Here is a 24,901-nt window from a genome sequence, read left to right as displayed (position 1 = left end):
AAAAAAAGCTTGCCGCCTGGAATTTAGCGTTTTATCTATAAAACCACCTTATAAAGAATTTCTTTTAAATCTTACTGACACAAACGATTAGTCATTGACACAAAAATGTTTAATAGTGTCGAGAACCCGCGAGTAAGCCCTTTTTTTATTAAAATAATTTTCATTTTTGGTCCCTTTAGTTTATCAGTAGGGGTCTCTCTTATAATTTGTTATTTCTTTTGCCAGGCTTTTATTTTCTTTTTTCTCTATGCCTTTATCCATTTCTGATTTTGATTTTCCTCTTCCTGCAAGCTGTGTAGCCCAGCATCCGGCCACACCGCGTGATAGTGCCCGCTTGCTCTGTGTCCAACCCCATGTCCCTTTCAGGCAAACCCATATGAACGCCCTGGCCGAAGAGCTCCAAGCGGGGGATGTGCTGGTGGTCAACAACACAAAGGTTATCCCTGCCCAGCTGGAAGCCCTTAAAAACACCACACGCATTGGTATTACCCTTGACCGACCCTTACCAGCAGGCCTGACAGATCCTCCCCATCCCCTTTACCCCCCCGAGCCAGAACCCCCCTCCCATCATGCTTCTGGCCAGTCTCCCTTGGGGCAGCCTCCCTTGCCCGAACGGCCTTATGGGCAGACTTATGGGCAAACTCATGGAGGGCAAAAGCTCGCCGAACCCTTTGCTTCAGCCTCCGGCACCAAGACCCAAAACCCAAAGGCCGCGAGTGCCCCCTTGATCCCTCAGGATAAAGAAAGCCCACAAGATAAGGAAAACCCCACAGCACAGAACATCAAGGAGCGCCCAATCCTCTCCCACCCCAATGGGGAAGGATGGCCAGAAGAATGCTGGCATGTGCTGTTTCGTAAAGCCAAGCGCCTAAAAGTAGGCGATATCCTGCATTTTTCAGGCCATCCCGGCACGGTTCATATCCTCCACCTTGAGCAAGGAGGGGCAGGAATTGTCCATTTTGACACCAAAGGGGACAGTTTCGATGATTTCCTGAACACGGTAGGCCAACTGGCCCTGCCCCCTTATATTACCCGCCCCAACGGCCCCACCGAGCAGGACAACGCCCAATATCACACCATGTTCTCTCGCTATAAGGGCGCCATTGCCGCCCCCACAGCTGGGCTTCATTTTACCCCAGAATTAATGAACAAGCTGGAGCAGAAAGGCATTATCTGCAAAGCCGTAACACTCCATGTAGGCCCTGGTACCTTTTTGCCGATCCGCGGAGATGACTTGACCCACCATATCATGCATGCCGAAAATGGCATGCTTGATAGCGAAACAGCCGCCTATCTTAATGCTGCGCGCAATGAAGGCCGTCGAATTGTTGCGGTAGGCACCACAACCTTACGCCTATTGGAAAGTGCGGTAGATGAGCAAGGCCAGCTCCAGCCCTTTGCTGCAGATACTCGTATTTTTATTAAACCTGGTTATCAGTTTCGTGTGGTTGATATTCTTCTCACCAACTTTCACCTTCCCCGCTCCACACTTTTTATGCTGGTCTGTGCCTTTTCTGGGGTACAAACCATGCAGCAGGCCTATGCCTATGCCATAGAGCAGGGGTTTCGTTTTTACTCCTATGGGGATGCCTGCCTGCTTTACCGCACCCCTAAGAAGGATACGCCATGACCCCCCTTTACTGGCAAAAAAATGCCCAAGACCATCTTGCCAGAGCGGGGAGCCTCCATACAGCGCATGGCGTTGTGCAAACCCCAACCTTTATGCCAGTGGGAACAGTAGGCACGGTTAAAGCCATGACGATGGAGAGCGTACGAGCAACGGGAGCCCAAATTGTGCTGGGCAATACCTACCACCTCATGCTGCGCCCTGGGGCAGAGCGGGTCAAAAGGCTTGGGGGCCTGCACCATTTTATGGACTGGCCCGGCCCCATTCTTACCGATTCTGGTGGGTTTCAGGTTATGTCGCTTGGCCCCTTGCGCAAGCTGGACCAAGATGGGGTGACGTTCCGCTCGCATATTGATGGCTCTGAGCATCGCCTGACTCCAGAGCGTTCTACCGATATTCAAAACGCTCTGGATGCCACCATTACCATGTGTTTTGATGAATGCCCTGCCCTGCCGGCGCCCCCTGAAGCCTTAGCAGCTTCCATGCGACTTTCCATGGCATGGGCTGCCCGTTGCCGTGAACAGTTTGTGCCACGTGCAGGCTATGGCCAGTTTGGTATTATTCAAGGAGGAACTGAGCGCCTATTACGGGAGGAAAGCACCAAAAGCCTCATCCATATTGGTTTCGAGGGGTATGCCATCGGGGGGCTGGCCGTTGGTGAAGGCCAGGCGCTGATGTTTAGCACGCTTGATTTTACCGTCCCGCTAATTCCTGAAGGGTCAGCCCGCTACTTAATGGGGGTCGGCACGCCAGAGGATATTTTGGGGGCCATAGAGCGTGGTATCGATATGTTTGACTGTGTCATGCCAACGCGTGCCGGGCGCACGGGGCGAGCCTATACAACACGTGGCAAGCTGAACATGCGCAATGCCATCCATAAGGATGACCCACGCCCCATTGCCCCAGACTGTACATGCCCCGCCTGTACAAAATTTAGCCGTGCTTATCTTCACCACCTCTTTAGAAGCGGCGAAATCCTGGGCCCCATGCTTTTAACCTGGCATAACCTGACTTATTATCAATCTCTGGTGCAATCCATTCGCCAGGCGATTATGGTGCAAAACCTTAAAAACCATGCGACCAACTTACGCGATAACTGGCAAAAGGGAGACTGGACAGAAGAGGACTGGCCCAAAACATTCCCCCAACCCTTCTCAAAACCCTTTTCTGCCCCTTTTTCTCCGCAGGCTTCTGATTCTCCACAAACTTCTAATTCCACCCAAACTTCTGGTTTCCCACAAGCCTCTAGTTTCCCACAAACTTCTGACAGTTCTTTTCCCCAACCAGACTCCACCCCTGTAGCCCAAACGCCTGCCAGCACCTCTTCTAACGTTGTGGGAAACACTCTTGAAGCCCCTCCTGTAGGACCCCATGTAAAACCCAATCCCAATGTAGAATCAGGATCAGAAACGGTTTTGGGCTCATCTTCTGTGTACTCTTCTCCCCTCGTGTCTGATACACTCTCTCATACACTCTCTCATACACTCTCTCATACACTCTCTCATACACTCTCTCATACACTCTCTCATACACTCTCTCATACACTCTCTCATACACTCTCTCATACACTCTCTCATACACTCTCTCATACACTCTCTGGCACGCTCTCTCATACGTTCTCTCATACGTTCTCTGGCACGTCTACGCCTGCCTCTTCTCATGGGGTTTCGCTCTCCTCTTCAGAGCGTGCCTTAGGGGAACATCGTGCGCAGCACTTGCCAGAAACATCACAGCCCCTCCCCGAAACAACCTATCTTGGGACAGCCTATCTTGAGGCAACCTCACCTGGAGCAGTCCATCAAGAAGCCTTTCACAAAAAGCCGGCCCAAAACCCAAGTCACCCGCTAGCACCAGACCTCCAAATTCATGCCCCTCATGCTCAATCCCAGCAGAAAACCCCTGGTGGCCCCTCTCTAAAAGTTTCGCCAAACGAGTTTTCACAAACATCAGAGTTTTCGCAAACATCTTTACCCCACACCACAGAGACACCCTCAGCAGCTCCTCCCCATAGCAGGGGGGATAACCTGTGGAGACCGCTTGACCATGATAGTACCGACGAACCCCTTTAAGCCCGCCTGACAGAAGGGCATTCCTTTCCGCCAGGCAGGCACCTCATTGGTTTTTCTGCTCCTTGCCTTTTTTTTTCATGATCTGTTTACGCTCAATCTGTTTTTACCCAATCTGTTTTCGCTCAAAAGGTTAACCCTATTGTCCCTGCTTTTCGCGACCCTGAAAACCCGTATTACCAGTAAAGCCCATGCCTTGGGGTTTGATACCATAGGGTTTACCCAGGCCATGCTCGACCTTTCCTGCCAGCAACATCTGCGCTGCTTTATCAGAGAGGGACGTTATGGCACCATGGACTGGCTGGCCAATCGGGTGGAGCAACGCAGCGCCCCTCAAGGCCTGTGGCCGGAAGCTATAAGCATTATCTCTCTGGGCACCAATTATGGCCCCCCTTACAATCCGCTGGAGTTCCTTCAATATAAGGAGAAAGGACTCATCTCAGCCTATGCCCAAAACCGTGATTATCACGATGTGGTCAAGGGCAGGCTTAAAGAATTGGGGCAGTTCATTCTTAAAATGGCCCGCCAACATCACCACCCTATCCTCCCTAACCATCATCATCTTACCCCAGGTCTCACCCCGGCAAACCCCCAAAAACCCTCCCTTCTTGATTATTCACCCCTTCCCATGGGGCCACGCCCCCCTGCTGACAGCGCACCCCTCTCCCCCCAAGCGCTCGCTCAGCCCCGCACGACTCTACCTCCCATGAAAAAACCCTCAGAGAAAGCTTCTGGAAAAGCTTCGAGGAAAACTTCGGGGAAACCCTCCCAACCTCTTCTCTCCCGAAGCAGCCCTGAATTCAAAGCCTCTCCCCTTTTTCTTCCACCCACCCCCCAAGGAGCATCCCATGAGCCCCCCCAGGGAACGCCCCAGGGAGTGCTCCAGGGAGTAGTGCCCCAAAGAGTGCTCCAGGAATTACCCCAGGCGAGTGCCTTAAACAGCACTCCAAACAGCCCCCAAAGCAATGCCCAGAGCAGTGCCCAGAGTAATACCCAGAGCCATACCCAAGGCAACGTCCAAAGGAGTGCCCAAAGCGGTATCCAAAGCAGTATCCAAAATGGTGCCCAGAAAAAAAATAGTGCCCAGAAAAACTCCCCCAACAACTCCTCAAAAATCCCTCCCCAAAAACACCAAGAAAGCCCCCTAAAAAGCCTTCAGGAAACCCCTCGGAAAAGATCCCAAGGAGAAACCCAGAAAAGAGAAGCCCAAAAAGAGGCCCCTCAGGGAGGGCTCCCGAAACTCTTGTGGGAAGACCCCCCACAAAATACTGAACATTTGGCCCCACCATCCCGCCCTTCTTATGGCCCTGAACAATCCTCTGAGCTATTCTCTGGGCTATCTTCTAAGCAATCCTCTGGACCATTCTCTGAGTCATTCTCTGGGTCCTCCTTTGAACCATCCTCTCCTCACGATCCACACTTACAAAACCCCCGTTTAAAGGTGTTTGTTGATACGGCACCGGTGATGGAAAAACCCCTGGCCCAGCAAGCCGGCTTGGGTTGGCAAGGCAAACACACCAACTTGGTTTCCCGCCAGTTTGGTAGTTGGCTTTTTCTGGGCGAAATCTATACCACCTTGCCCTTACCTCCAGACCAACCCCATTCCAACCATTGCGGCAGCTGCCAGAGCTGTATGGATATCTGCCCGACACAAGCCATTACTGCGCCCTACCAGCTCGATGCTCGGCTTTGTATTTCCTATCTGACCATTGAGTTTGCAGGGCTTATTCCCCACCATTTACGCCCTGCCATTGGCAACCGGATCTATGGCTGTGACGACTGCCTAGCCGTTTGCCCCTGGAACCGCTTTGCACAAGCCACCCAGCATGCCAAGCTCCAGGGTAGGCCAGAGCTTTTAGCCCCTGATTTGGGCTTCCTCATCGCTTTTGATGAAGAAACCTTTCGGCGCTTTTTCTCAGGCAACCCCATTAAGCGCATTGGTCACAAACGCTTTTTACGCAACGTGCTGCTGGGTATTGGCAATTCTGGCCAGCCCCATCTGCTTGAAAAAGCCCGAAAATTTACCCACCATCCAGATCCCATCCTTGCCGAGATGGCGCAATGGTCTGTCTTTCAACTTGAACATCTTCCCTTCCATAGCCAGCAGAATGATACCCAATGAGTAATACCAAATCTTTACGCTCTGATTCCCACCTGATTAAACGCAGCTTAAGCCTTTCCGGCCACCGCACCAGCATTGCCCTTGAAGCCGAATTTTGGGAGGTCTTGCAGGAAATGGCCACCATACAAGACCTTAAACTGGCCACAATGATTAACCAGATTGACAAAAGCCGCCATGCCGACCATCCTTTGGCTTCAACCTTACGCATTCTGGCCCTTCGCTATGCCTTACATGGAAAAAGAAAAAGCAAAGTTTGAATTTCCTTTCAAATTTTCAGGATTTTACAGTATTCTCTACCCACTCACTTCAGGCCATCCACTTCAGGCACAACCAGGCAAGGAAACCACACATCATACTGTGCGATACCTATAAAGAAGGGCAATCACCCATTAGGCAGCATTTTTAGAAATCACGGATCAGGACATTATGAGCATTTGGGGTAAACTGTTTGGGGGCGTAGCAGGCTTTGCAGTCGGGGGGCCCGTGGGGGGAATTGTGGGCACCATGCTGGGCCATGCAGCCGATAAGGGCTCACTGTTCAATACGCCCCCTGGAGGCTGGTCAGAAGGGTGGAAAAACCGCCTCGCCCCAGACCCTGCCGGGGCATCGGCCTTTATTGCTGCTAAAATGGCTGCCACTTTTGGTCAACGAGAGCAGCTTTATTCCTTATGCCTCATTATTCTCTCAGCCAAGCTGGCCAAAATAGATGCCCCCGTAAACCGCACCGAAATTAATAGCTTTAAACAGTTGCTAAATATTCCTACAGCCCAAACCAAGCCCGTGGGCCAGCTTTTTGATGCCGCCCGCCAGCGCACAGATGATTACGAAAACTATGCTACCCTTCTCGCCCAAAGCTATGCCAACGACCCCTTACCCCTGGAAGACTTGCTGAGAATCCTCTACCGGCTTGCCCTTTCTGACGCAGGGCCCACCAAGGCCCTGCACTCCAGTGAGCTCCGTTTTTTACAGCGGCTTCATGGTATTTTTGGCCTTTCAGATGGCGCATGGGACCGAATCCGCGAGGGGTCTGCCCGCCCGAGCGCTAACCCCCATAAGGCTTATCAGGTTTTAGGGTTAAGCGTTTCAGCGACTGATGAAGAAATCCGCATGAAGTGGAAGGCCCTGTTGATGGAATACCACCCAGACAGGCTTTCTGCCAAAGGGGCCAGTGAGGCAGACATTGCCAAGGCCAGCCAAAAAGTGGCCGATATTAATGCTGCCTGGGACCAAATTAAACGCGATAGAAAAATCTAACCGCCTAAAAATCTAACCGCCTAAAAATTTAGCCGCCCAAATCTGGCCACCCCGTGCATGGTCTTATCCTTTTACCTCTGCCGCAGTTTTCTCATTTTGCAGCTTTTATTTTGCAGCTTTTATTTTGAAAGCGTTGTTGCTGATGGAGGGGCCTCCTCAAGAGTACAGCTTCTATTTGTGCAATTTTGGTTACAAGTGCCTTGCACCATACGGCTAACCCCGTATTATTATGACACCCCAGTTATGACACCCCAGATATTTCCGCTTTATTCCTATTTCTCTTTGATAGGGTTGGGGCTGGTGACTGCCCTGGTTGGGATATTGGTCATGTGGAGTGTTACGGTTTCTAAAAATATTTTTAGGAAGATTCCGGTGCCAGGGTTTATCCGCCCTATGATTGGGGGGGCAATCGTGGGCAGTTTGGGCACTCTCACGCCTGCTGTATTATCATCGGGGCATGCAGCCCTTCGGATCGGGTTGGATGGAGGGTTTTTATTTACGACTGCCCTCCTGGTTTGGGTGCTGAAAACCCTTGCAGTCAGCTTTTCCATTGAGCCTAGTTTTCGCATGGGTCTGACTTTCGTGGGGGCTTTTTTTACCTCTTTATTTTTGGGGGTGCTCACGGCCTCATTTCCTCCCCACACCAGCACGCACAGCCGCATCACTCTAAATCTCTTCCCAGCAGCAAAAGAATGCCTGGTTCCATTGAAGAAATGAACGAATATTTCAAAAAAGCCACTTCTTCTGGCCCCCTAAATAGGCACTTGTTATGGGCACTTGTTATGGCTGCTTGTTTTATGCCCTCCCTATTTTAGATCCTCTGTTTTTATGACCCCTGATTTTTATGCCTCCCTGTTTTTATACCTCCTAGAATAACCTTACCAGAGAAACAGGAATGGCCTTGGCGAGCCCTCTTAAAAATCCCATCCAATATTTCCCATAAGGGCCAAAGGAACCAGTGTGAAGGCCCAATGACGAGGAAACCTCTTAAGGGAAACCCCGTTAAGAGAAACTCTTAACGGGGTAGATAGGAGCGGGGTAGATCGGCGGGTTTCTAGTTCTTGTTAACACCAAAATGATACTGGGTTGTATAGTCAAAGACCTGGCCGGGACGCAATTCCGTACTAGGAAATTTAGGATGGTTTGGGCTATCTGGAAAATGCTCTGCCTCAAAGGCTACAGCATCTGTCTGGCGAAAGGCCTTATGAGCAGCCCCGGCATAGGTGCCATCCAGTGAGTTAGAGGTATAAACCTGCAAGCCTGGCTGAGATGTCAGCACCTCCATGAAGCGGCCTGTTTTTGGATCTTCAATCCGGGCGGCCAGGCGTGGGGCCTTGCCATACTCGCCATCGATCACCCAGTTATGATCGTACCCACGCGCATACATAATTTGGGGCACGTCATCACGCAAATGTGTTCCAATCACCATAGGCTTACGGAAATCAAATACCGTGCCTTCCACGGGAGCAATCTCCCCCGTAGGAATGGCGTACTGGTCCGTTGGGGTGTAATGGCTGGCATTAATCTGCAAAACCTCATCGGCAATGGAGCCAGAACCCTGCCCCCCAAGGTTGAAATAGCTGTGGTTGGTCAGATTCAGCACGGTGGGTTTATCGGTTGTGGCCTTATAATGCAGGCTCAGCGTGTTCTGATCATCCAACGTATAGGTTACGGCCACCTTGAGATTACCCGGATAGCCTTGGTCTCCATCATGGCTTTCCATTGTCAGCTCAGCGCCCACACTATGCTCAGCCACAGGCAGCGCCTTGACATGCCACACCCGTTTATCAAACCCATGAATGCCGCCATGCATGCTGTTGGGCGGAGCGGTAATCGCTAAATGATAGGTATGGTGATCCAGGCTAAAGGTCCCCTTGGCAATACGGTTGGCGTAACGCCCGATCAGGGCACCAAAATATAACCCACCCTTGGCACTGTCCTTGGTGTAGCCATCCAGGTTACCAAAGCCTAAAACAACATTATCGGGTTTGCCATTTTTATCAGCAACGTTGATTTCGGTAATAATGCCCCCGTAAGATATAAAGCTGACCTGCATGCCGTTATGGTTTGTTAGCACCCATCGTTCCACCCGCTCGCGGTTAGACGTCAGCCCATAATAGCTGTGCGTTACAGAAAGCCCCCCTGTCGCTCCCTCCTGGGAACCTTGAGCGGCTTGAGCTGGAGTAGCTTCCCCCTGTTCCTTGGCCTGGCCCGTTATGTTCTGGGCACTGGCATTTCCTGCGAGCCCCAGCCCCAAAAAGCCGGCAGCTAGGCTAAAAGTTGCCATACGAGATGGTTGCGCCAACAACCATGCCCACCCCCCTAGTGAATGCCTTAGTGAATATCTTAGTAAATGTCTTTTCATGCTCTTATCTCCTTGTTCCTATGTAATCTGGGTTCATGTGTCATCTAGATGTGTCATCTGGTAAGCCACAAATTTGGTTCCATCGGGTTTCATGCAATCTGTGGCCTACGGGCAGAATGTCTCTTATAATCCTTTAGCACTGTAACGAGGAAAGCTCTTATCGTCTGTGTTAATAACAACACACACACTATAAAAGTCATCTCACCTTGTCAGAGGTTTTTAAAGCCCAATTGCGTAAAATCCTTTAAAAACTGCCATTTTATTGCAAAGTTGTACTCACTGATTTGACCCATCACCCGACATTTATTCCCCAGCACGATTAAGAATCCCTTGGCAAACACCATCTTTTTGACATATTGAAAAATGCCATAAAGGCTCCACAGGCTTGACAAACCCTTTTATGTCTGGCTGTTAAGGGAAGGGGCAAACCTGCTGCTGGATCGTAAGGACCAACCAGAACAATCAAGTGGAATGTTATCAATGTCTGTAAAAGTGTATTTTAAATCTTTTTTCAAACCGTTTGCAGAACTGTCCTTATCCCGCAGTGTAACACCGCTCTTCCTGGTTGCTGTTTTAGCAACGCTGGCCACTTCCGCCTGTAGTACAGCCCCCAAACCGACAGACCCAGAAGCCCTGGCAGAATATAACGCCACAAACGATCCGTATGAGCCGACAAACCGTGACCTTTATGACATTACCCATTTTGTAGACAAAAATGCCTTTGCCCCTGTTGCACGGGCCTATGTATGGGCTATTCCCGAAGAAATCCGCAACGCATTAGGCAACCTGGTTACCACATGGAACGAGCCGGTCGTCTTCTTCAGTGACGTAGGCAACGGCAAGCCGCGCTTAGCAGGCGATACCTTTATGCGCTGGGTGATTAACATGACTGTGGGCCTAGCCGGTTTTATTGACGTTGCAGGCGATGTTGCCGATATCCATCATCATGATGATGATCCAGGCGTTGTTTTGGCCTCGTGGGGGGTTCCTTCTGGACCTTATCTGTTTGTGCCATTCCTGGGGCCAAATACCTACCGCACCCTTGGAGGGTACGTGCTGGGGATTGGGGTGCAGCCCCTTAACTATGCGCCACGGGGCTATGGCCTTTTAACCTTTAACTGGGCCTACAACATTATGGGCGCCATCAATACCCGGGCCAATTACATTGATGCTATTGACCAACTTGAAAAAGATGCGCTAGACCCTTATGCTACCATACGAAGTGCCTGGATGCAGCAGCGCAAGGCCCTGATTAAAAAAATTCAGGATGATCACCGCGCTACAACGCCAGACTGGTACTAAACAAGGTTAGGATCAACGTATATATGTCTACAAAACGTTTTTTATCTGTTGCCGGGTATGCCAAAAAGGCCGCCAGGTTTGCCGGGTGCAACCTCGCCGCCTTTACATTCCTGGCCGGGGCAGCTCCAGCTATTGGCACTTTATTGCCAACTTCTCATGCCCTGGCGGCAATTTCTCCCCAACAGGCCTCGCAATTTATGCAGGAATTTGGCAACAAACTGCTTACGGTTATTAATAGTGATGAGCCTTTAAGCCAAAAACAGGCCCGCATGGCCCCTTTGCTTTTTAGCAATGTCGATGTAGACGCCATTGGACGGTACTGCCTTGGACGCTACTGGAATGTTGCCACCCCTGAGCAAAGAACACGCTTTCTTAAGCTGTTCCATCAGGTTCTCCTCAATGCTGTAAACGGCAAAATCGGGGATTTTAAAGGGGTTAACTTTACCATTGGTAAGGTCAGCAGCAATGCCGATGGCGATACTGTGGTTGAAACTGTTGTCATCCGCCCTGGCCAACCTCAGGCCAGTGTCCACTGGATTATTAGTTCAGAAAGTGGTCGCCCACAGGTTATAGACCTTATTGGGGAAGGAGCCAGCTTGCGCTTAACCCAACGTAATGACTATTCTTCCTATATTGCCCATAACGGCAACAATGTTGAAAACCTACTCGGGGCCATGCAACGCCAGATTGAGCGCAATGCCCACCCAGCGGGTGAACAATAAGCTCGCAACAATAAGCTTACAGAGCTAACCCATAAAAAACCACCCCAAAGTCAGGGTGGTTTTTTTGGCTGATCTTCCGGAACACTCACCTATCCCCATAGAGGAAGGCTAAGCTTACGCCCCTGCCGTGCTCTATACCGCTATGGCCACCATGGTGTTAAGCTTTGGCTTCTACCAAAATTGTAGACATAAACCCCCTAAAGAACCTCCTCAATGAACAACACGGTCAATTAACAAAACCCAAGAAACCAGTGCTGTTTTCCTTAAAGCCCTTCCCTTTATAGACTTCATATAAAAAATATCTCTTCTATAGCCCGCATCATCTCCTATAAGGGGGCAACCTGTCCGATTGGCTCCTTTTTTAAACCAGAAGCCAACCCAACTTTGAATCTGATACCAACCCAACAATAAGAGAAGTGCTTTTTTGCCTCCCCAGAGTCCGTCCCCAGGGTTGGATGGAAGCGTTATACCACTCAGAAAATTTCCCCTTATTCTCCTCTCTGAAACTCACCAAACAATAGCATAAAAAATTCATCCCCGCGTGTGCGGGGAACACGGCCGATATTTCGGGTGGATTTACTGTCTCGTTGGTTCATCCCCGCGTGTGCGGGGAACACACGGTTTTGGTGGTGGGTGGTTCTTCGGCGTCCGGTTCATCCCCGCGTGTGCGGGGAACACGTTTGTAACAGCAGATTTTACACCCGTTTGGGCGGTTCATCCCCGCGTGTGCGGGGAACACTTGGGAGTGAACATAATGGGCCAGATAAGCTGCGGTTCATCCCCGCGTGTGCGGGGAACACCGGCGGGTAGTGTGTGCTCCACCAGGGGTCGTCGGTTCATCCCCGCGTGTGCGGGGAACACGCCACAATCTAGCATCAGATCAAACATTACCTCGGTTCATCCCCGCGTGTGCGGGGAACACGGCTCCCACGCAGCGGCTGCATCCTTGCGAACCGGTTCATCCCCGCGTGTGCGGGGAACACAGTGGGGCAAGGACGGATAATAATGATTAGGTCGGTTCATCCCCGCGTGTGCGGGGAACACTCCCCATCATAGGTCACCCTGACTATTTTACCCGGTTCATCCCCGCGTGTGCGGGGAACACAGGATTTATACAACCTGCTCAACGCCTGGACACGGTTCATCCCCGCGTGTGCGGGGAACACGGATTTTTGGGCGCTCCTACCTACTACCGCAGCGGTTCATCCCCGCGTGTGCGGGGAACACCAGGACAGGGCATTGTTACGTGAGGCAGAAACCGGTTCATCCCCGCGTGTGCGGGGAACACTTTAGCTATAGCTATTGTACTTAAGATTTCTTCGGTTCATCCCCGCGTGTGCGGGGAACACTCACGGTGGAAATCCCGGAGGGGCAGAAAAAACGGTTCATCCCCGCGTGTGCGGGGAACACGCCATACGTGAGAGGAGGCGGTGATGCTAACCCGGTTCATCCCCGCGTGTGCGGGGAACACGCAGTAATGGCTAGCCGAACAGATTTTGATACCGGTTCATCCCCGCGTGTGCGGGGAACACGTTGAGCTCAGGGTTTATGTCTACAGTATCCCCGGTTCATCCCCGCGTGTGCGGGGAACACCCTGCACCTGTTAACTCTTCTTCCACTGTCAGCGGTTCATCCCCGCGTGTGCGGGGAACACATCTGGCGACCTCTTTGGATTTATTTGTCACCCGGTTCATCCCCGCGTGTGCGGGGAACACCCTTTTGGATAGGATTAGGCCGCTTACAAAAGCGGTTCATCCCCGCGTGTGCGGGGAACACTGCTTCCTTGTTATACAAATCTAATAAATTTTCGGTTCATCCCCGCGTGTGCGGGGAACACTCTTCGTGTAAGTTATTGATTTGGCATCATTATTTTACTGTCAAAGAATCTACCAATAAAAATACACTCTATCAGAGCCTCTAATCCCCTGTCGAGAAAAAGATATCCAGAAGAAACAGAGAGGAGGGCCAAGGGCTCATTTTACAGGAAGGTTGAGCTATTTGGGGTCATAGAGTATGGCAAGGTCATGGGCTGTTGCTTTTAAATATCCCCTTGGATGATGATGCTGGATGGTTTCGTAAGTGATTTTGCTTGCAGGTCAATGCTTCTGCTCTATCTGCTGTAATATTTGGGGCAATATTTTTGGCAATATCGACCAATTCAATGAGGATTCTCATAGGTTATTCTCACAGGCCCTATTGCGCGCCACCACTCTTCTCTACCTCCTGCTCTTCTGGATAATTCACCGCGCAACTCACTCTTTCTATAACGTCGGTTCCCATGATCTTTGCCAGTAAAGCAACCTGCGATAAAACAGCCTGCAATTGGAATTCTACAGGCTATACCTCCTTGCTGAGCAGATTTTCTCTCCCCCAGAGGAAAGTACGCCGCTTCCAGAAATAGCCAACCACACTGACTCTTTCCCACTGGCTTGCCCTGGTAGAAAATACTCGTCTGAAGCAGGTTTCGCATTGATCCCATCGTGAACGCACCCATCATGAAAGAAAAAGCTCTCTTGAGACTAACAGAATACCTGCATTCCTTATGGCCTATTTCCGGTGGGGGCTATTCCAGATTTCGAATCCTACAAAATAATGGGCGCCATGGCCTTAGTGACCGGTTCTGCTACTGGTGGAGGCTCCAAGATAGAATTTCGGTTATGGGATATGTTAACAAGGCAGCAAATTCCAGGGTACAGCTTTTTCTACTGACCAGGCTCATTGGCGCCTCATTGCCCATATGATTGGTGATAGTTTAGGGCCATATTGAGGAACACACGCGGATAAATGGTATGTGCTGCCATAGCAGCCTCGCCAAAACCTTGCAAGATCAGCTTTATTTTTTCTCGGATAGGTTGCAACATCCCCAATGGCGTATATACTCAGGTGAGTGGTTTCACACGAGCTTGGGGTTACAGGGATATGAGTGGCTGTACACTCCAACCCCCATTTAGCAATAGGTCCTAAATCAAAAGCCAACAGATAATCAGCAGCCAGTTGTTTTTTATTGCCATCCAGTATGAACGTATGTTGGGGGGAAAAGCTATTTTGATACCCGCAGCATGGCCTATATTGCCCGTTCTGTACCCGCTCTGTACCTATTCTGGACCATTCAACGTCTGGCCATCCATACACAATCCCCCATAGGCAACAACCAATAGGATACGGGTTTCCCACTCCTTCACCAGAAAAACGAATACGATGTAAGACCCCTCCTCGCACCTCAACCAGGCGAGCCATACCAACCGGCAGAACAGGAACAGAATTGGAGAAGGTCTTTCCCTACGAACCGTGTTATAAGAGGAGTTATCTCCCCAATCGCTTGAAAAAGGACAGGCTGGGGCCTGTATTCCAGCAAATCTCTCCATAATAGCCGCCATAAAACGGTTCATCTGGAATGTTCATAACCTTGGCTGTTGTTCCCAGAACCCAAAAAACGATCAGGCTGCGGCGTTATTCTAACAAATTTCCCTTAAGGAACAAATCGACAAACTATTGAGCAACCAACCCTAAACAGCAGGCCAAAGCCCGTAACAAAGGCCGTAGATGTTATGCTGACCCAATGCTTATTTCTGGACATATCTCAGGGAGAGATCCCTTGGTAAATCTCCCTTGATAAATCCCTTTTTAGGGGTACAAAATTTTTTGCTTTGCCTGTGAGCGATCACTTTCGTAAACTTGCATAATATGGCCAGCCCTTACAAAAGAGTTACAAAGCTGCATACCGATGCTGCCCAGAATTGTGCATGAGGCCACATTTTCCTTACGGGCAACGGCTACAATGCGCTCTATTCCCTGCCCATGGCCAAACCATAAGGCAGCCGAAGCCGCCTCTCGCGCATAACCCTTGCCACGCGCCCAGGCCCATAAGGCAAAACGCAAGCCTATGCCGCGGCCATCGGGGCGTTGGTGCAGGCCTGTTATGCCCACAAACTGCTCTTGTTGCCAAATGGTAAAAATACCCACCTTATGTTGGGCCCAAAAAGAAATATCCTCTGCCATATCCTGCTCGGCCTCAAGGCGGTTTCTAACCCCTCCAAGCATTTGCCCGAACGAAGCGGCATCAGCCTTGAGCTGGCTAATATGCGCCATATCCTGCCAGTTAACCGGCGTAAGCAAAAGCCTTGCCGTTTTAATGGAATATAATGAAGAAGAGCCCACCATACCACGCCCTGAAATACCCCATAGCCCTGAATGCCTCTTTTCAGAATTCTCCCTATAAGGCCGAATCTAGGAAAAATTGGCCCTACAAAAAAACAGCAAGCCCCTTCTCTCTTTGAACATCCCGCAGTCTGGATATTCTTGAGCTTCGAATATCACTAACCGAAAATGCCACGGAGAGAAACAAACTTCTCACTATGCTCCTTAACCCCTTTTAAGAACAAGTCCGCCGATCTTTACTTCCCCCATCGAAGCCTCCCAGCCTGGTTCCCTGGTCCTGATAGTGAAGGCCTGATAGACCTTCTTCATAACTGGCGCAGCGATCCTTTAAAACCCTTTCACCTTGTGCCCAAAACCCCGAATATCCAAAATCCTGAGCATCAAAAATAGGCGTCAAAAAGCCCTCTGGACATCAAGAAACCCTAAGCCCCCCAAACTTTTGGGCACCCAAAATCCTTGGCAAGACTTTGTAGGCTTTTCCCTTTTCTCACGACCCTAGCACATCAAGAAGGCAGAAAAAGGAATAGACCTCCCTAAAGATGCCTCTCACCTCCATCCCGTACTGGCTTTTAACAGCCAGCCCTTCAGGAAATGCCCCCTTAGCTTGTCTTGAGCCCTTAACTGGCCTTGGGCCCTTAACGTGTCTTAGAAACAGGCCTTAGGATAGATGTTTTTTGAGCAAAACAGGCCCAAGAGACCCCCAACCCACGCCTGCACATACCCAATCTTAACGTACCAGTTTTAAAACGTACCAGTTTTAACACGCTATTCTTAACGCACCAATCTTAACGGAATAGGCAGTAAAGAACGCCCCACCAGCCTCAGCCAAAATTTTTGTCATCGCTGCTATGAGGGGGGTCTTCCACGATCAACGTGACCAACGTGATCAACGTAACCAATCGCTCCAATATTACTGTGCGGGTTTCTGCTCAAACTTTGCCTTTGCCATTATTCACTATCTCAGTTTTGGTCCCCACTAGGCCAAAATAGCATTCCGTCTTACAACCGGCCCATCTTAACGGGCCAGTTTTAACGAGCTATTCTTAACTTACCAGTCCTAACGTTCCAGTTTTAACGTGCCAATCTTAACGCGCTAGAGGGCGATATTTAATACGGCTGGGCTCTGTGGCATCGGGGCCCAGGCGGCGGCGCTTATCTTCCTCATAGTCGGCAAAGTTTCCTTCAAACCATTCCACATGGCTATCGCCTTCAAAGGCCAGGATATGGGTCGCCAAGCGGTCTAAAAACCAGCGATCATGGGTAATCACCACAGCACAACCGGCAAATTCCTCGAGGGCTTCTTCCAAGGCGCGCAAGGTATCGACATCCAGATCGTTTGTTGGCTCATCAAGAAGAATAACGTTACTTTCCTTTTTAAGCATTTTGGCCAGATGCACACGGTTACGCTCCCCACCAGAAAGAATTCCTACCTTTTTCTGTTGGTCAGCCCCTTTAAAGTTAAAGGCCCCCACGTAGGCCCGCGAAGGAATGGTCCGCTTGCCCTGATAGATCACATCGGTACCACCAGAAATTTCTTCCCATACGGTTTTGCTCCCATCCAGATCATCACGGGATTGATCGACATACCCCAAAGCGACTGTTTCACCGATGGTCAGGCTGCCAGAATCGGGCTTTTGTGCTCCGGTAATCATCTTAAATAAGGTGGATTTCCCCGCCCCGTTAGGCCCAATAACCCCCACAATACCCCCTGGGGGCAATTTAAAGCTCAGATCATCAATCAAGAGGCGATCGCCAAAGGATTTGCTCAGATTTTTGGCCTCAATCACAGTGCCACCCAAGCGCGGCCCGGGGGGGATAACAATTTCTGCCACACCGGAAACACGCTCCTGGCTTTGAGCCAGCAAATCTTCATAACGAGTGATACGGGCCTTGCTTTTGGCTTGGCGGGCCTTGGGGCTAGAGGAAATCCACTCCTGCTCAGCAGCCAGGGCACGCTGACGCGCACTTTCCTCTTTTTCCTCCTGGGCAAGGCGCTTTCTTTTCTGCACCAGCCAGGATGAGTAATTCCCTTCAAACGGATAGCCCCGCCCGCGCTCAATCTCCAAAATCCAGTTGGTAATGTTATCAAGGAAGTAGCGATCATGGGTAATCACAATCACGGTGCCTTCATAATCCCGTAAAGTACGCTCCAGCCAGGCCACACTTTCAGCATCCAAATGGTTGGTAGGCTCATCCAGCAATAACAGATCGGGCTTTTCAAGCAGCAATCGGCACAGGGCCACGCGGCGCCTCTCCCCCCCAGAAAGATGCTCAATGGAGGAATCAGCTGGGGGGCAACGTAGGGCATCGAGGGCAATTTCTATTTTACGGTCAAGCTCCCAGCCATCCCCCGCATCGATTTTCTCTTGCAGCTCAGCCTGCTCGGCCAGCAGGGCTGTCATCTCATCCTCCTCCATTGGCTCGGCAAATTGCAGGGAAATCTCGTTAAACCGATCAACCGCAGCCTTGAGAGAGCCAAACCCCATCGCCACATTCTCGCCCACTGTTTTTGTAGGATCCAGCTGGGGTTCCTGCTCCAGATAACCAACCCTTACCCCTTCTGCAGCCCAGGCCTCGCCGCCATACTCCTTCTCCTTTCCCGCCATAATCCGCAGTAAGGTGGACTTACCAGCCCCATTCACCCCCAGAACCCCAATTTTGGCCCCTGGCATAAAGGAAAGGGTAATACCCTTAAAAACCTCACGCCCGCCAGGATAAGCCTTGGTCAGATCTTTCATAACGTAAACATATTGATAACTGGCCATAGGGGTTCTCCTAAAGGTAAAGGCTTTTTTAGAGTAAGGCTTAATAAGCGTGAAGGTTTATGATCGTGAGGGTTTTATCACACTCATTGTTTTATCACACTAAGGGTTTTATCATTGGGGGGGGTCATATTCCAAAACGGGGCTGTTCACCTGAAAAGATCATTGTTACAAGGCTGTGATGGAAGTTAGGCATTCAAGAGTAAGATATGCGCCCGGCAGGACTTGAACCCGCAACCTAGCCGTTATGAGCGGCCCGCTCTAACCAGTTGAGCTACAGGCGCATAAGAAGAACTCTGCTCTTTACCATTTTATGCAAATGAGGCATGCAAGCAAATATGTTTTGCCTGAGTGCATGTTTAGTTTTTCTTTGCGTTCTTGGCAAGCACCTGTTTGCATTATATGATTAAAAAATTTCAAAGGAGAATAACTTTATGGATATTTCCAAAATCCCTGCGGGAGAAAACCTGCCTGATGATTTGAATGTGGTGATCGAAATTCCCCAGGGGTCTTCTGTTAAATACGAGGTGGATAAAGCAAGTGGTGCCGTTTTTGTTGACCGATTCTTGTTTACCCCCATGTCTTACCCTACGGCTTATGGATTTATTCCCCAAACCCTGGCTGCCGATGGTGACCCAGCCGATGCCCTGGTGTTAGTGCCCAATAATGTCTTTCCTGGCTCTGTCATTCGCGCTCGCCCCATTGGGGTCTTGAAAATGGAAGATGAAGGCGGTCAGGATGAAAAAATTATTTGCGTCCCCCACACCAAAATTACCTCTTTATTCTCCACCATTCAAACCATTGCCGATTTACCAGAGCTGACCAAAAACAGCATTGAACATTTTTTCACCCACTATAAAGACCTCGAACCCGGCAAATGGGTAAAAATTACAGGGTGGGGCACCTTGGATGACGCCAAAAAGGTTATTATGGAGTCTGCTGCAGCCTTTACCAAATAATAAAAAACCTATTCGCGCGAGGAAAACTCCTCCCCAGACTTTAATTAAGACTTTATATTAGGCTTACAAAAGCCTCATAAAAGGCTCTCCAAGAAAGGCTTGTTCCTCTGCAAGGGGTGTTCAACCTGCCCGGTAAGGGCACCCCTTTCCTCTGAAATACGAAATGCCGCCCGCAAACTCACAGGTCGTGCCCGGACCTTTGTCAATACAAAGAAACCTGCCAGCCATATAATTACGCTATATCCTATAGCAAATACCCAAATGGAAAGGCGCGGAATTTCTCCCATAAGAGGTGCGCGCATAATTTCTATCAGCGGGAAAAACGGGTTGAGAAGCATATATTGTCGCCCAAGATAGATGAGATCAGGTTTCCATATCATCGGGGTCATAAAGAAAAGGATTGGGAGGATACTGGCAATCATGGGAGAGACATCCCTATAACGTGCCCCCAGAGTGCCTAAAAACAAGCATAGAAAAAAGGCATCTACACTAAAACTGGCCTGCAAGAATGGGCATTCCTTATCCAATTTTACTTACCCAATTTTGTTGATGCGGCTACTTCTCATGGTGAAAGACCGCCCTTTTTACCTTTGGGTGTTCCTTTTGTATTGGCCTTGGGGAGGTTCCATACAAACAAAGCATTTGATGTTCTTTTACATGCCGTATTTATGCCCTAACCTGCATGTGATGATTGCTGGAGACGGGCTAGAGCGAATCACTTTAGAGGCGATGGTTGAACAACGAAAACTTCAAGGTCGGGTTCATATGCCTGGGTGGATTGAGCAGCCAGGTCGTTGGATAGCCGCCTGTGATGTTTTTGGTTTGCCCTTCTCGTCATAAGACCAGAGCTGGCCATGTCATGAGCGGGTTAAGAAGAATACGGTCAATGGCCAATACAGCAACGACAACGATCATGTTATGAAGACAAGATAAAGATTACGCATGAGTGTTCTAAAAATATGGATGGAGAAAGGAATCCTTAAGGAGGAAATAATATTTTGTGCTGTGGTGAAGGCTATTGTTCCATCACGAACTGAATGGATTCCCGTTAAAGACCAGAAAAAAATGGATCGCTGCAGAAGAAGCCGTGGAAGATTCTGGTTGGAAGTCCCAAACAGAAGAGGAGTGCTGCGCTACCGGGGTCATGATTGATTCCGGCACCGGGGGGATTAAAAACCATTTATGATGCCTCCATTACCGTTCACGAAGGGAAGGCGCGAAGGCTTTTGGTAGCATGAACACACCGCTACAAGAGGCAGTTCCCAAAGGATTTTCTCAGATTTTTGGCTCAATCGCAGTGCCACTCAAGCGCGGCCCGGCAAAATAATGGAAATGGTTAAAAATGGAAGCTTTCTTTAAGGCTCATATGAAAAAGACAGGCATACAGAAGGAAGATAGGTATACAAAAGAGCAATATGGTTTGGCTGGGTTTTTACCCCTCCTGATCAAATGCTCCTCTTGCTTTGATGAGAGAGGTAAAAAATACCCGAATTTCTTACCATAAGGCCACTCCTCTTACAGTAAGAGGCTTAAACCTCTAGAAATTATTCCCCCCCTAAAGAGGAAAGCCTGAAGAGAAAAACCTAAAAGAGGAAAAATCGTGAAAAAATCCCTAAAAAGAGTGCAAATTCTGGGTCAGGAGATCCCCAGCCAGATCCCTAATAAGGAAGGAAAAGCAATAATAAGCAATGAAGGGGATGGGTTTTACTAAAATTTAGGAGCGGTCTTTGATATTCACTCTATTCCACGCCATGCTCACTTTAAGGCCGCCACCTAGGGAGGGAAAGCCGTGAATACACTCCCTCTCTCTCGGTCTTAACCTTAAAGAGACACTGAGGCTTAAGGCCTCAAAAGCCTCAAAGGCTTAAAAAACTCGCTCAGCTCAGGTAAACCCCACTGAAAACTTATAACACGTAAAAAACCAAACAAACCATAAGCTTTGTGAGAAAGACCCACGCAACACCTATACCGTTTTAAGTCAGTCTGGTTTGGGTATCAGCCCGAGAGGATGATTTTTAAAGAGCATATAAGCTTTCTCTGTGCCCCCCTGCCCCCCTTGGTGCACGCGTGGCCATTGTGGGGCCAACAGGGGCAGGGAAGAAGTCCACCATTAGTCGGCTTTTATTTAGGTTTTATGATGTTAATCAGGTTGCCTGTATGCCGTTTGTCTATGTATGGTTTGCCTGTGTATAGTTTGTCTGTGGCTCTACCAACTGGCAAGCTATGGAATAACCGCCAGCTGGTGGATGAAAGCCATGCTATCTTTGTTCCCCAATCTTATTGCCTTTTTTAACGGGCTTTTTGGCCTTGCTCATTTTAACAGACCGTTTGAAGGCTTCAGCTTTACCCCCTTCTGGACCGGTAACTTCTGGGCTGGCAATTTCTGGACTAGTAACTTCTGACCTAGCACCTTTTGGAGTGGCATCTTTTGGGCTCGTAGAAGAAAAGGCAGCATCACCCTCAAAAAGTTCACTCGTTTTTGGTGAGCTTACTATAGGCTTAGCGGGTGGCTCAGAAGAGATAGCTTGAAGATCTGCCGAGGAAGAATCCGCAGAAGAAGAGTCTGAAGAGAAAGAAGCTGAAGAGTCTTGGGAATCTCGTTTGGAAGACCCTGAGGATCTCACTGAAGAACCCACTGAAGACTTCCCTGAAGAACTCTCTGGGGACCCTACTAAAGGCCCCACTGCTGGCTTTTCCTTTGAGACATCCTGTTTCTCTTCTCTTTTCCCGTCTTCTGACTTTTTAAGTTCTGATTTTTCTTCTTCTGGCTTTTTAAGCGCCAACGCCTTTAAAGCCATCTGTTCTGGCGGAGGAGAAAGCTCAGCTGTGGGAGAAGATTCAGCTGTGGGTTGAGGAGCTGGAGCCGCTGGCTTGGAAGATTTAGAAGAGACCGACATCACCACCACAGCAGGTTTCTTAGCAGTTTCAGAAGCTGGTGGTTCGGCAACCGGCTGCGCTCCCTCCGGCATAACGGCCTCAACAGGAGAGGGTTCGGGAATGGGAGGGGGAGCAGAAACCCCAGCTGGTTCTTCATGAGACCCACGGGCAGCCCTACCTTCCTCAATCACCCGATTGATCAGAGTGTCGTAATTCCGCAGATAATCCGCTAAGGAAAGGTGCGTTTCTGCATAAGAACGAGCATTCTTGCTTATCTTATGGGCTAAGAGTTGGTCGTTCAGAACAGTAAGAACCCCTTCTGCAATCTTTTCAGGCTCATGAAAAGGAACCAAATACCCGTTCTCCATATGGGTAATAAGCTCCTCAACAGGAGCGGTTGCACTCGCAATAACCGAACACCCACTGGCCAAAGCTTCACGCAACGACCATGAAACCACAAAAGGATAGGTGAGATACACATGGGCATCGGAACGTTGAAGCAGGCGGCAAAACTCGCTATAGGGCACTTTACTGAAAAAATGCACCCGTGAGAGGTCCAGCTTGCTGCCCACCTCATTCATCATCATTTCACGCCATGTGCCGTTTGGTAAGCGCGAGCCATAGCTCACACTATCACCGCCAACCAGAACCACCTGAACATCTTCCCGCTCCTCTAAAATTTTGGGCAGGGCACGCATAAATTTGTTAAATCCCCGATAGGGCTCAAAATTGCGGCTTACATAGGTGACCAGTTTGGTGTTGGGCGAAAAGACCTCTCCTTCAAATACAAAATCCTTTTTCTTAACGGTTGGGTCTGGGTAGCAGAGCTCCAAATCCACCCCTTCACGAAGAATGGTAATTTTATCACGAGCCCACTCGGGGTAGGTTTCCAGCTGGAATCGGGTAGGGGTCTGGCCGTAAACAGGGTTTTGCAGGGCTAAAAGGTTTACCCCGTTTTTGGAGCGCACATTGGGAAAGCTGGCACTATGCATGGGGAATTCTGGATCAAACCCCACATCGTTACGATCTGTATGATAGAAAAATTCAAAATATCCCAATACGGGCACACCAGGGAAAACATCTGAAATATTCAGCAGCTCGCCCCATCCTTCATGCCCAATAATAATATCTGGCTCAAAGCCCAGATTTTTAATATTGGTTGCTGTTATGGCAACTTGTTCAGCCCGCCGCATGGCCAGGTCAAACTCATTGGCAGCGGGATGAACCGTTTCCTGCCTATGAGGGGGAAGGTTTAACCGATAAACCGCATGCCTTACCTGCTCCATTTGCGTGTTGCTCGGCATGGAAATAAAAACGATTTCGTTATCCCCTTTTGCCAGAAGGTGACGTATAATATGCAGAAACTGCCCCGGGAAATTCTGGTGAATAAATAAATACCTCACCGCTTGCTCTCTTTCTTGTCGTCTCTATTCATAATTGCTTTTACAGTTCTTGTTTTTTGGAAAAGGAAATTCCCTTTCCTACTCACTCACTACCTGACCTTTTTTGGCTTTGCGTGAAGACGAAGCAGCAGAGCTTATTTCCTTAACCACAGGCTTCTCTTTTTTCTCCGATTTTTCAGCCTGCTCTTCAACAAGATTGACATCTTGTGGCATCATAACGGGCTCTACTGGATTATCCTGGGCTTCCTTGTGGGTAAGAACCTCCAGCCTGAAGGATTCCAACGGGGCCAATGTGTAAGAACTTACGGGCTCACCATCGGTAACTGGGCCTAAATGAGTGCCATCAATAAAGCTTGCGGTCAGCCGGCAGATATATTTTTCGGCAGCCTTACCTTTAAGCCTGACAGCCAAACCCAAGATTGGCAAGGCCATCCCACGGCTTCCGCAGAATTTTCCCCCTTCCTGCCAGGGAGAATACCACCCCTTGCCCAGCACGGCCTGGTACTCAATATCCTCTGGGGCAATGCTGGCAGGTGGGATAATACCAAACCCTTCAATCCAATGCTGACTGCCAGGGGTTCCCATCCATTCCCCAACGGGAAGGGCCACATCGCCTTGCATCTGCAAGTGGGCAACAACCTTCATCCCTTCTTTTTGGAGGTCGAAGCGCAATCTCGGGGCTGGAGCCTGCACTGCTGAGGCCCCAACGGCTGCCTCAGCCGCTTCAGAAGGAACAGGTGCAGCAGCAGGCGCATGATAGGCCGCTTCACTGGCTACAGGAGGGAAGGCCACAAGACTATCGGGGGCATCATTCAGCCTGACCACCTGTAGGCTGGGCACTGGGTGGGCAGAGGATGGGTCTTGATAAATCGTCACCAATACCTGAGTAGACTCTTTTCCGGAAACCTGAACAAGGAGCGCCCCTTTTTCTGCACCAATCCACCCATCCCCTTCAAAACCCGTAATCTGCACATTGGGGTTATGTTTTAAAAAGGGAGGAAGAGAAATACGAATACCAGGAAAACCATGATCATCAGCGGGTTTCTGGTTCTTGGTGTGAAAAATACAATACAGACCAGGATCCAGTGTCATCAGATGGCCTGTTACTTTCAGGTCATAAATTCTCTTTTGTATCGAAGCCTGATCAGGGGTATTGGGCATATTATCTATCTCTCTGCTTCAGCAATAAGGTATGGGTATTCAACTTTTATTTTTATTCAAACGATTATAGTTCATATATTATTTTGAATCATTTTTTAGCGCAAAGGTTCCGTTTCTATCATT

At 49.5% G+C, this 24,901-nt stretch carries 16 protein-coding genes, 1 tRNA gene, 5 pseudogenes and 1 CRISPR repeat array; of the genes and pseudogenes, 13 read left to right on the top strand and 9 right to left on the bottom strand.

What is annotated here, in order from left to right; genetic code table 11:
• Positions 1 to 247 precede the first annotated feature (247 nt).
• The 7 genes and pseudogenes from queA (at position 248) to JGUZn3_RS04945 (ending at position 7,786) form a co-directional block, all read left to right on the top strand.
• Positions 248 to 1,630, top strand: coding sequence for a tRNA preQ1(34) S-adenosylmethionine ribosyltransferase-isomerase QueA (queA, locus tag JGUZn3_RS04970; RefSeq protein ID WP_238996906.1), 1,383 nt, complete (start codon positions 248 to 250; stop codon positions 1,628 to 1,630).
• Positions 1,627 to 2,784, top strand: a pseudogene (gene tgt, locus JGUZn3_RS04965) (tRNA guanosine(34) transglycosylase Tgt); the annotation flags it as partial. The gene queA and the pseudogene tgt, both read left to right, overlap by 4 nt.
• Positions 2,785 to 3,922: 1,138 nt before the next feature.
• Positions 3,923 to 4,204 (top strand): annotated as a pseudogene (locus JGUZn3_RS12370) (QueG-associated DUF1730 domain-containing protein); the annotation flags it as partial.
• A 918-nt stretch (positions 4,205 to 5,122) separates the two neighbouring features.
• Positions 5,123 to 5,815 (top strand): annotated as a pseudogene (gene queG / locus JGUZn3_RS12365) (tRNA epoxyqueuosine(34) reductase QueG); the annotation flags it as partial.
• Positions 5,812 to 6,072, top strand: a complete 261-nt coding sequence (locus JGUZn3_RS04955) for a ribbon-helix-helix domain-containing protein (protein WP_203414561.1) — start codon at positions 5,812 to 5,814, stop codon at positions 6,070 to 6,072. The pseudogene queG and the gene JGUZn3_RS04955, both read left to right, overlap by 4 nt.
• A 169-nt stretch (positions 6,073 to 6,241) precedes the next feature.
• On the top strand, positions 6,242 to 7,069 hold the full coding sequence (locus tag JGUZn3_RS04950) for a J domain-containing protein (protein WP_203414560.1): 828 nt from the start codon (positions 6,242 to 6,244) through the stop codon (positions 7,067 to 7,069).
• 57 nt (positions 7,070 to 7,126) lie between these two features.
• Positions 7,127 to 7,786, top strand: coding sequence for a chloride channel protein (locus tag JGUZn3_RS04945; RefSeq protein WP_238996905.1), 660 nt, complete (start codon positions 7,127 to 7,129; stop codon positions 7,784 to 7,786).
• Between the two features lie 337 nt (positions 7,787 to 8,123).
• Here JGUZn3_RS04945 and JGUZn3_RS04940 read toward each other — a convergent pair whose 3' ends face one another.
• Complete coding sequence (locus tag JGUZn3_RS04940) at positions 8,124 to 9,434, bottom strand: aldose epimerase family protein (RefSeq protein WP_238996904.1); 1,311 nt, start codon at positions 9,432 to 9,434, stop codon at positions 8,124 to 8,126.
• A 480-nt stretch (positions 9,435 to 9,914) separates the two neighbouring features.
• Between JGUZn3_RS04940 and JGUZn3_RS04935 the strand changes: the two genes are divergently transcribed.
• The 3 genes from JGUZn3_RS04935 (at position 9,915) to JGUZn3_RS12360 (ending at position 14,167) form a co-directional block, all read left to right on the top strand.
• Positions 9,915 to 10,736, top strand: coding sequence for an MlaA family lipoprotein (locus JGUZn3_RS04935; protein WP_203414558.1), 822 nt, complete (start codon positions 9,915 to 9,917; stop codon positions 10,734 to 10,736).
• A gap of 23 nt (positions 10,737 to 10,759) precedes the next feature.
• Complete coding sequence (locus JGUZn3_RS04930) at positions 10,760 to 11,458, top strand: MlaC/ttg2D family ABC transporter substrate-binding protein (protein ID WP_203414557.1); 699 nt, start codon at positions 10,760 to 10,762, stop codon at positions 11,456 to 11,458.
• Positions 11,459 to 11,985: 527 nt separating this feature from the next.
• Positions 11,986 to 13,295: direct repeats of the CRISPR family, unit length 29 nt; unit sequence CGGTTCATCCCCGCGTGTGCGGGGAACAC.
• 755 nt (positions 13,296 to 14,050) lie between these two features.
• Complete coding sequence (locus JGUZn3_RS12360; RefSeq protein WP_338030801.1) at positions 14,051 to 14,167, top strand: hypothetical protein; 117 nt, start codon at positions 14,051 to 14,053, stop codon at positions 14,165 to 14,167.
• 17 nt (positions 14,168 to 14,184) lie between these two features.
• Here the strand turns inward: JGUZn3_RS12360 and JGUZn3_RS12355 are convergent.
• From JGUZn3_RS12355 to JGUZn3_RS04905, 5 genes and pseudogenes are all read right to left on the bottom strand, one after another.
• Positions 14,185 to 14,473: pseudogene (locus JGUZn3_RS12355) on the bottom strand (ferredoxin--NADP(+) reductase); the annotation flags it as partial.
• Between the two features lie 80 nt (positions 14,474 to 14,553).
• On the bottom strand, positions 14,554 to 14,847 hold the full coding sequence (locus tag JGUZn3_RS04920; protein ID WP_203414556.1) for a hypothetical protein: 294 nt from the start codon (positions 14,845 to 14,847) through the stop codon (positions 14,554 to 14,556).
• Between the two features lie 235 nt (positions 14,848 to 15,082).
• Positions 15,083 to 15,619: a GNAT family N-acetyltransferase gene (locus tag JGUZn3_RS04915; protein ID WP_203414555.1), complete on the bottom strand. Its 537-nt coding sequence runs from the start codon at positions 15,617 to 15,619 to the stop codon at positions 15,083 to 15,085.
• A 1,082-nt stretch (positions 15,620 to 16,701) separates the two neighbouring features.
• Complete coding sequence (ettA, locus tag JGUZn3_RS04910) at positions 16,702 to 18,381, bottom strand: energy-dependent translational throttle protein EttA (RefSeq protein WP_203414554.1); 1,680 nt, start codon at positions 18,379 to 18,381, stop codon at positions 16,702 to 16,704.
• A gap of 207 nt (positions 18,382 to 18,588) precedes the next feature.
• Positions 18,589 to 18,662, bottom strand: a tRNA-Ile gene (locus JGUZn3_RS04905).
• A gap of 150 nt (positions 18,663 to 18,812) precedes the next feature.
• Here JGUZn3_RS04905 and ppa point away from each other — a divergent pair.
• A complete protein-coding gene (ppa, locus tag JGUZn3_RS04900) occupies positions 18,813 to 19,337 on the top strand; it encodes an inorganic diphosphatase (protein ID WP_203414553.1) in 525 nt (174 codons plus the stop codon).
• Between the two features lie 74 nt (positions 19,338 to 19,411).
• On the opposite strand, the gene JGUZn3_RS04895 is transcribed toward ppa, so the two are convergent.
• Positions 19,412 to 19,843 (bottom strand): ABC transporter permease, encoded by a 432-nt coding sequence (locus JGUZn3_RS04895; protein WP_203414552.1) that lies wholly within the window; start codon positions 19,841 to 19,843, stop codon positions 19,412 to 19,414.
• Positions 19,844 to 19,982: 139 nt separating this feature from the next.
• Here JGUZn3_RS04895 and JGUZn3_RS04890 point away from each other — a divergent pair, with 139 nt between their 5' ends.
• Both JGUZn3_RS04890 and JGUZn3_RS04885 read left to right on the top strand, forming a co-directional pair.
• Positions 19,983 to 20,177, top strand: a complete 195-nt coding sequence (locus JGUZn3_RS04890; protein ID WP_203414551.1) for a glycosyltransferase — start codon at positions 19,983 to 19,985, stop codon at positions 20,175 to 20,177.
• Between the two features lie 192 nt (positions 20,178 to 20,369).
• Positions 20,370 to 20,563, top strand: a pseudogene (locus tag JGUZn3_RS04885) (beta-ketoacyl-ACP synthase II); the annotation flags it as partial.
• Positions 20,564 to 21,595: 1,032 nt separating this feature from the next.
• Here the strand turns inward: JGUZn3_RS04885 and JGUZn3_RS04880 are convergent.
• Together JGUZn3_RS04880 and JGUZn3_RS04875 are read right to left on the bottom strand one after the other, a co-directional pair.
• Positions 21,596 to 23,617, bottom strand: coding sequence for a glycosyltransferase family 4 protein (locus JGUZn3_RS04880; protein WP_203414550.1), 2,022 nt, complete (start codon positions 23,615 to 23,617; stop codon positions 21,596 to 21,598).
• 78 nt (positions 23,618 to 23,695) lie between these two features.
• A complete protein-coding gene (locus tag JGUZn3_RS04875) occupies positions 23,696 to 24,778 on the bottom strand; it encodes a hypothetical protein (RefSeq protein ID WP_203414549.1) in 1,083 nt (360 codons plus the stop codon).
• Positions 24,779 to 24,901: the final 123 nt, after the last annotated feature.

It is taken from the genome of Entomobacter blattae, from assembly GCF_014672835.1.
Classification (GTDB): Bacteria; Pseudomonadota; Alphaproteobacteria; order Acetobacterales; family Acetobacteraceae; genus Entomobacter; species Entomobacter blattae.
Note: the sequence above shows the minus strand (reverse complement) of the source record. Positions and strands in the feature narration are given on the sequence as shown.

Bases quoted from the DNA above. Each gene is read 5' to 3' on its own strand.
- queA (WP_238996906.1), top strand. From the start codon at position 248: ATGCCTTTATCCATTTCTGATTTTGATTTTCCTCTTCCTGCAAGCTGT.
- JGUZn3_RS04955 (WP_203414561.1), top strand. From the start codon at position 5,812: ATGAGTAATACCAAATCTTTACGCTCTGATTCCCACCTGATTAAACGC.
- JGUZn3_RS04950 (WP_203414560.1), top strand. From the start codon at position 6,242: ATGAGCATTTGGGGTAAACTGTTTGGGGGCGTAGCAGGCTTTGCAGTC.
- JGUZn3_RS04945 (WP_238996905.1), top strand. From the start codon at position 7,127: ATGGTCTTATCCTTTTACCTCTGCCGCAGTTTTCTCATTTTGCAGCTT.
- JGUZn3_RS04940 (WP_238996904.1), bottom strand. From the start codon at position 9,434: ATGAAAAGACATTTACTAAGATATTCACTAAGGCATTCACTAGGGGGG.
- JGUZn3_RS04935 (WP_203414558.1), top strand. From the start codon at position 9,915: ATGTCTGTAAAAGTGTATTTTAAATCTTTTTTCAAACCGTTTGCAGAA.
- JGUZn3_RS04930 (WP_203414557.1), top strand. From the start codon at position 10,760: ATGTCTACAAAACGTTTTTTATCTGTTGCCGGGTATGCCAAAAAGGCC.
- JGUZn3_RS12360 (WP_338030801.1), top strand. From the start codon at position 14,051: ATGGGCGCCATGGCCTTAGTGACCGGTTCTGCTACTGGTGGAGGCTCC.
- JGUZn3_RS04920 (WP_203414556.1), bottom strand. From the start codon at position 14,847: ATGAACCGTTTTATGGCGGCTATTATGGAGAGATTTGCTGGAATACAG.
- JGUZn3_RS04915 (WP_203414555.1), bottom strand. From the start codon at position 15,619: ATGGTGGGCTCTTCTTCATTATATTCCATTAAAACGGCAAGGCTTTTG.
- ettA (WP_203414554.1), bottom strand. From the start codon at position 18,381: ATGGCCAGTTATCAATATGTTTACGTTATGAAAGATCTGACCAAGGCT.
- ppa (WP_203414553.1), top strand. From the start codon at position 18,813: ATGGATATTTCCAAAATCCCTGCGGGAGAAAACCTGCCTGATGATTTG.
- JGUZn3_RS04890 (WP_203414551.1), top strand. From the start codon at position 19,983: ATGTTCTTTTACATGCCGTATTTATGCCCTAACCTGCATGTGATGATT.
- JGUZn3_RS04875 (WP_203414549.1), bottom strand. From the start codon at position 24,778: ATGCCCAATACCCCTGATCAGGCTTCGATACAAAAGAGAATTTATGAC.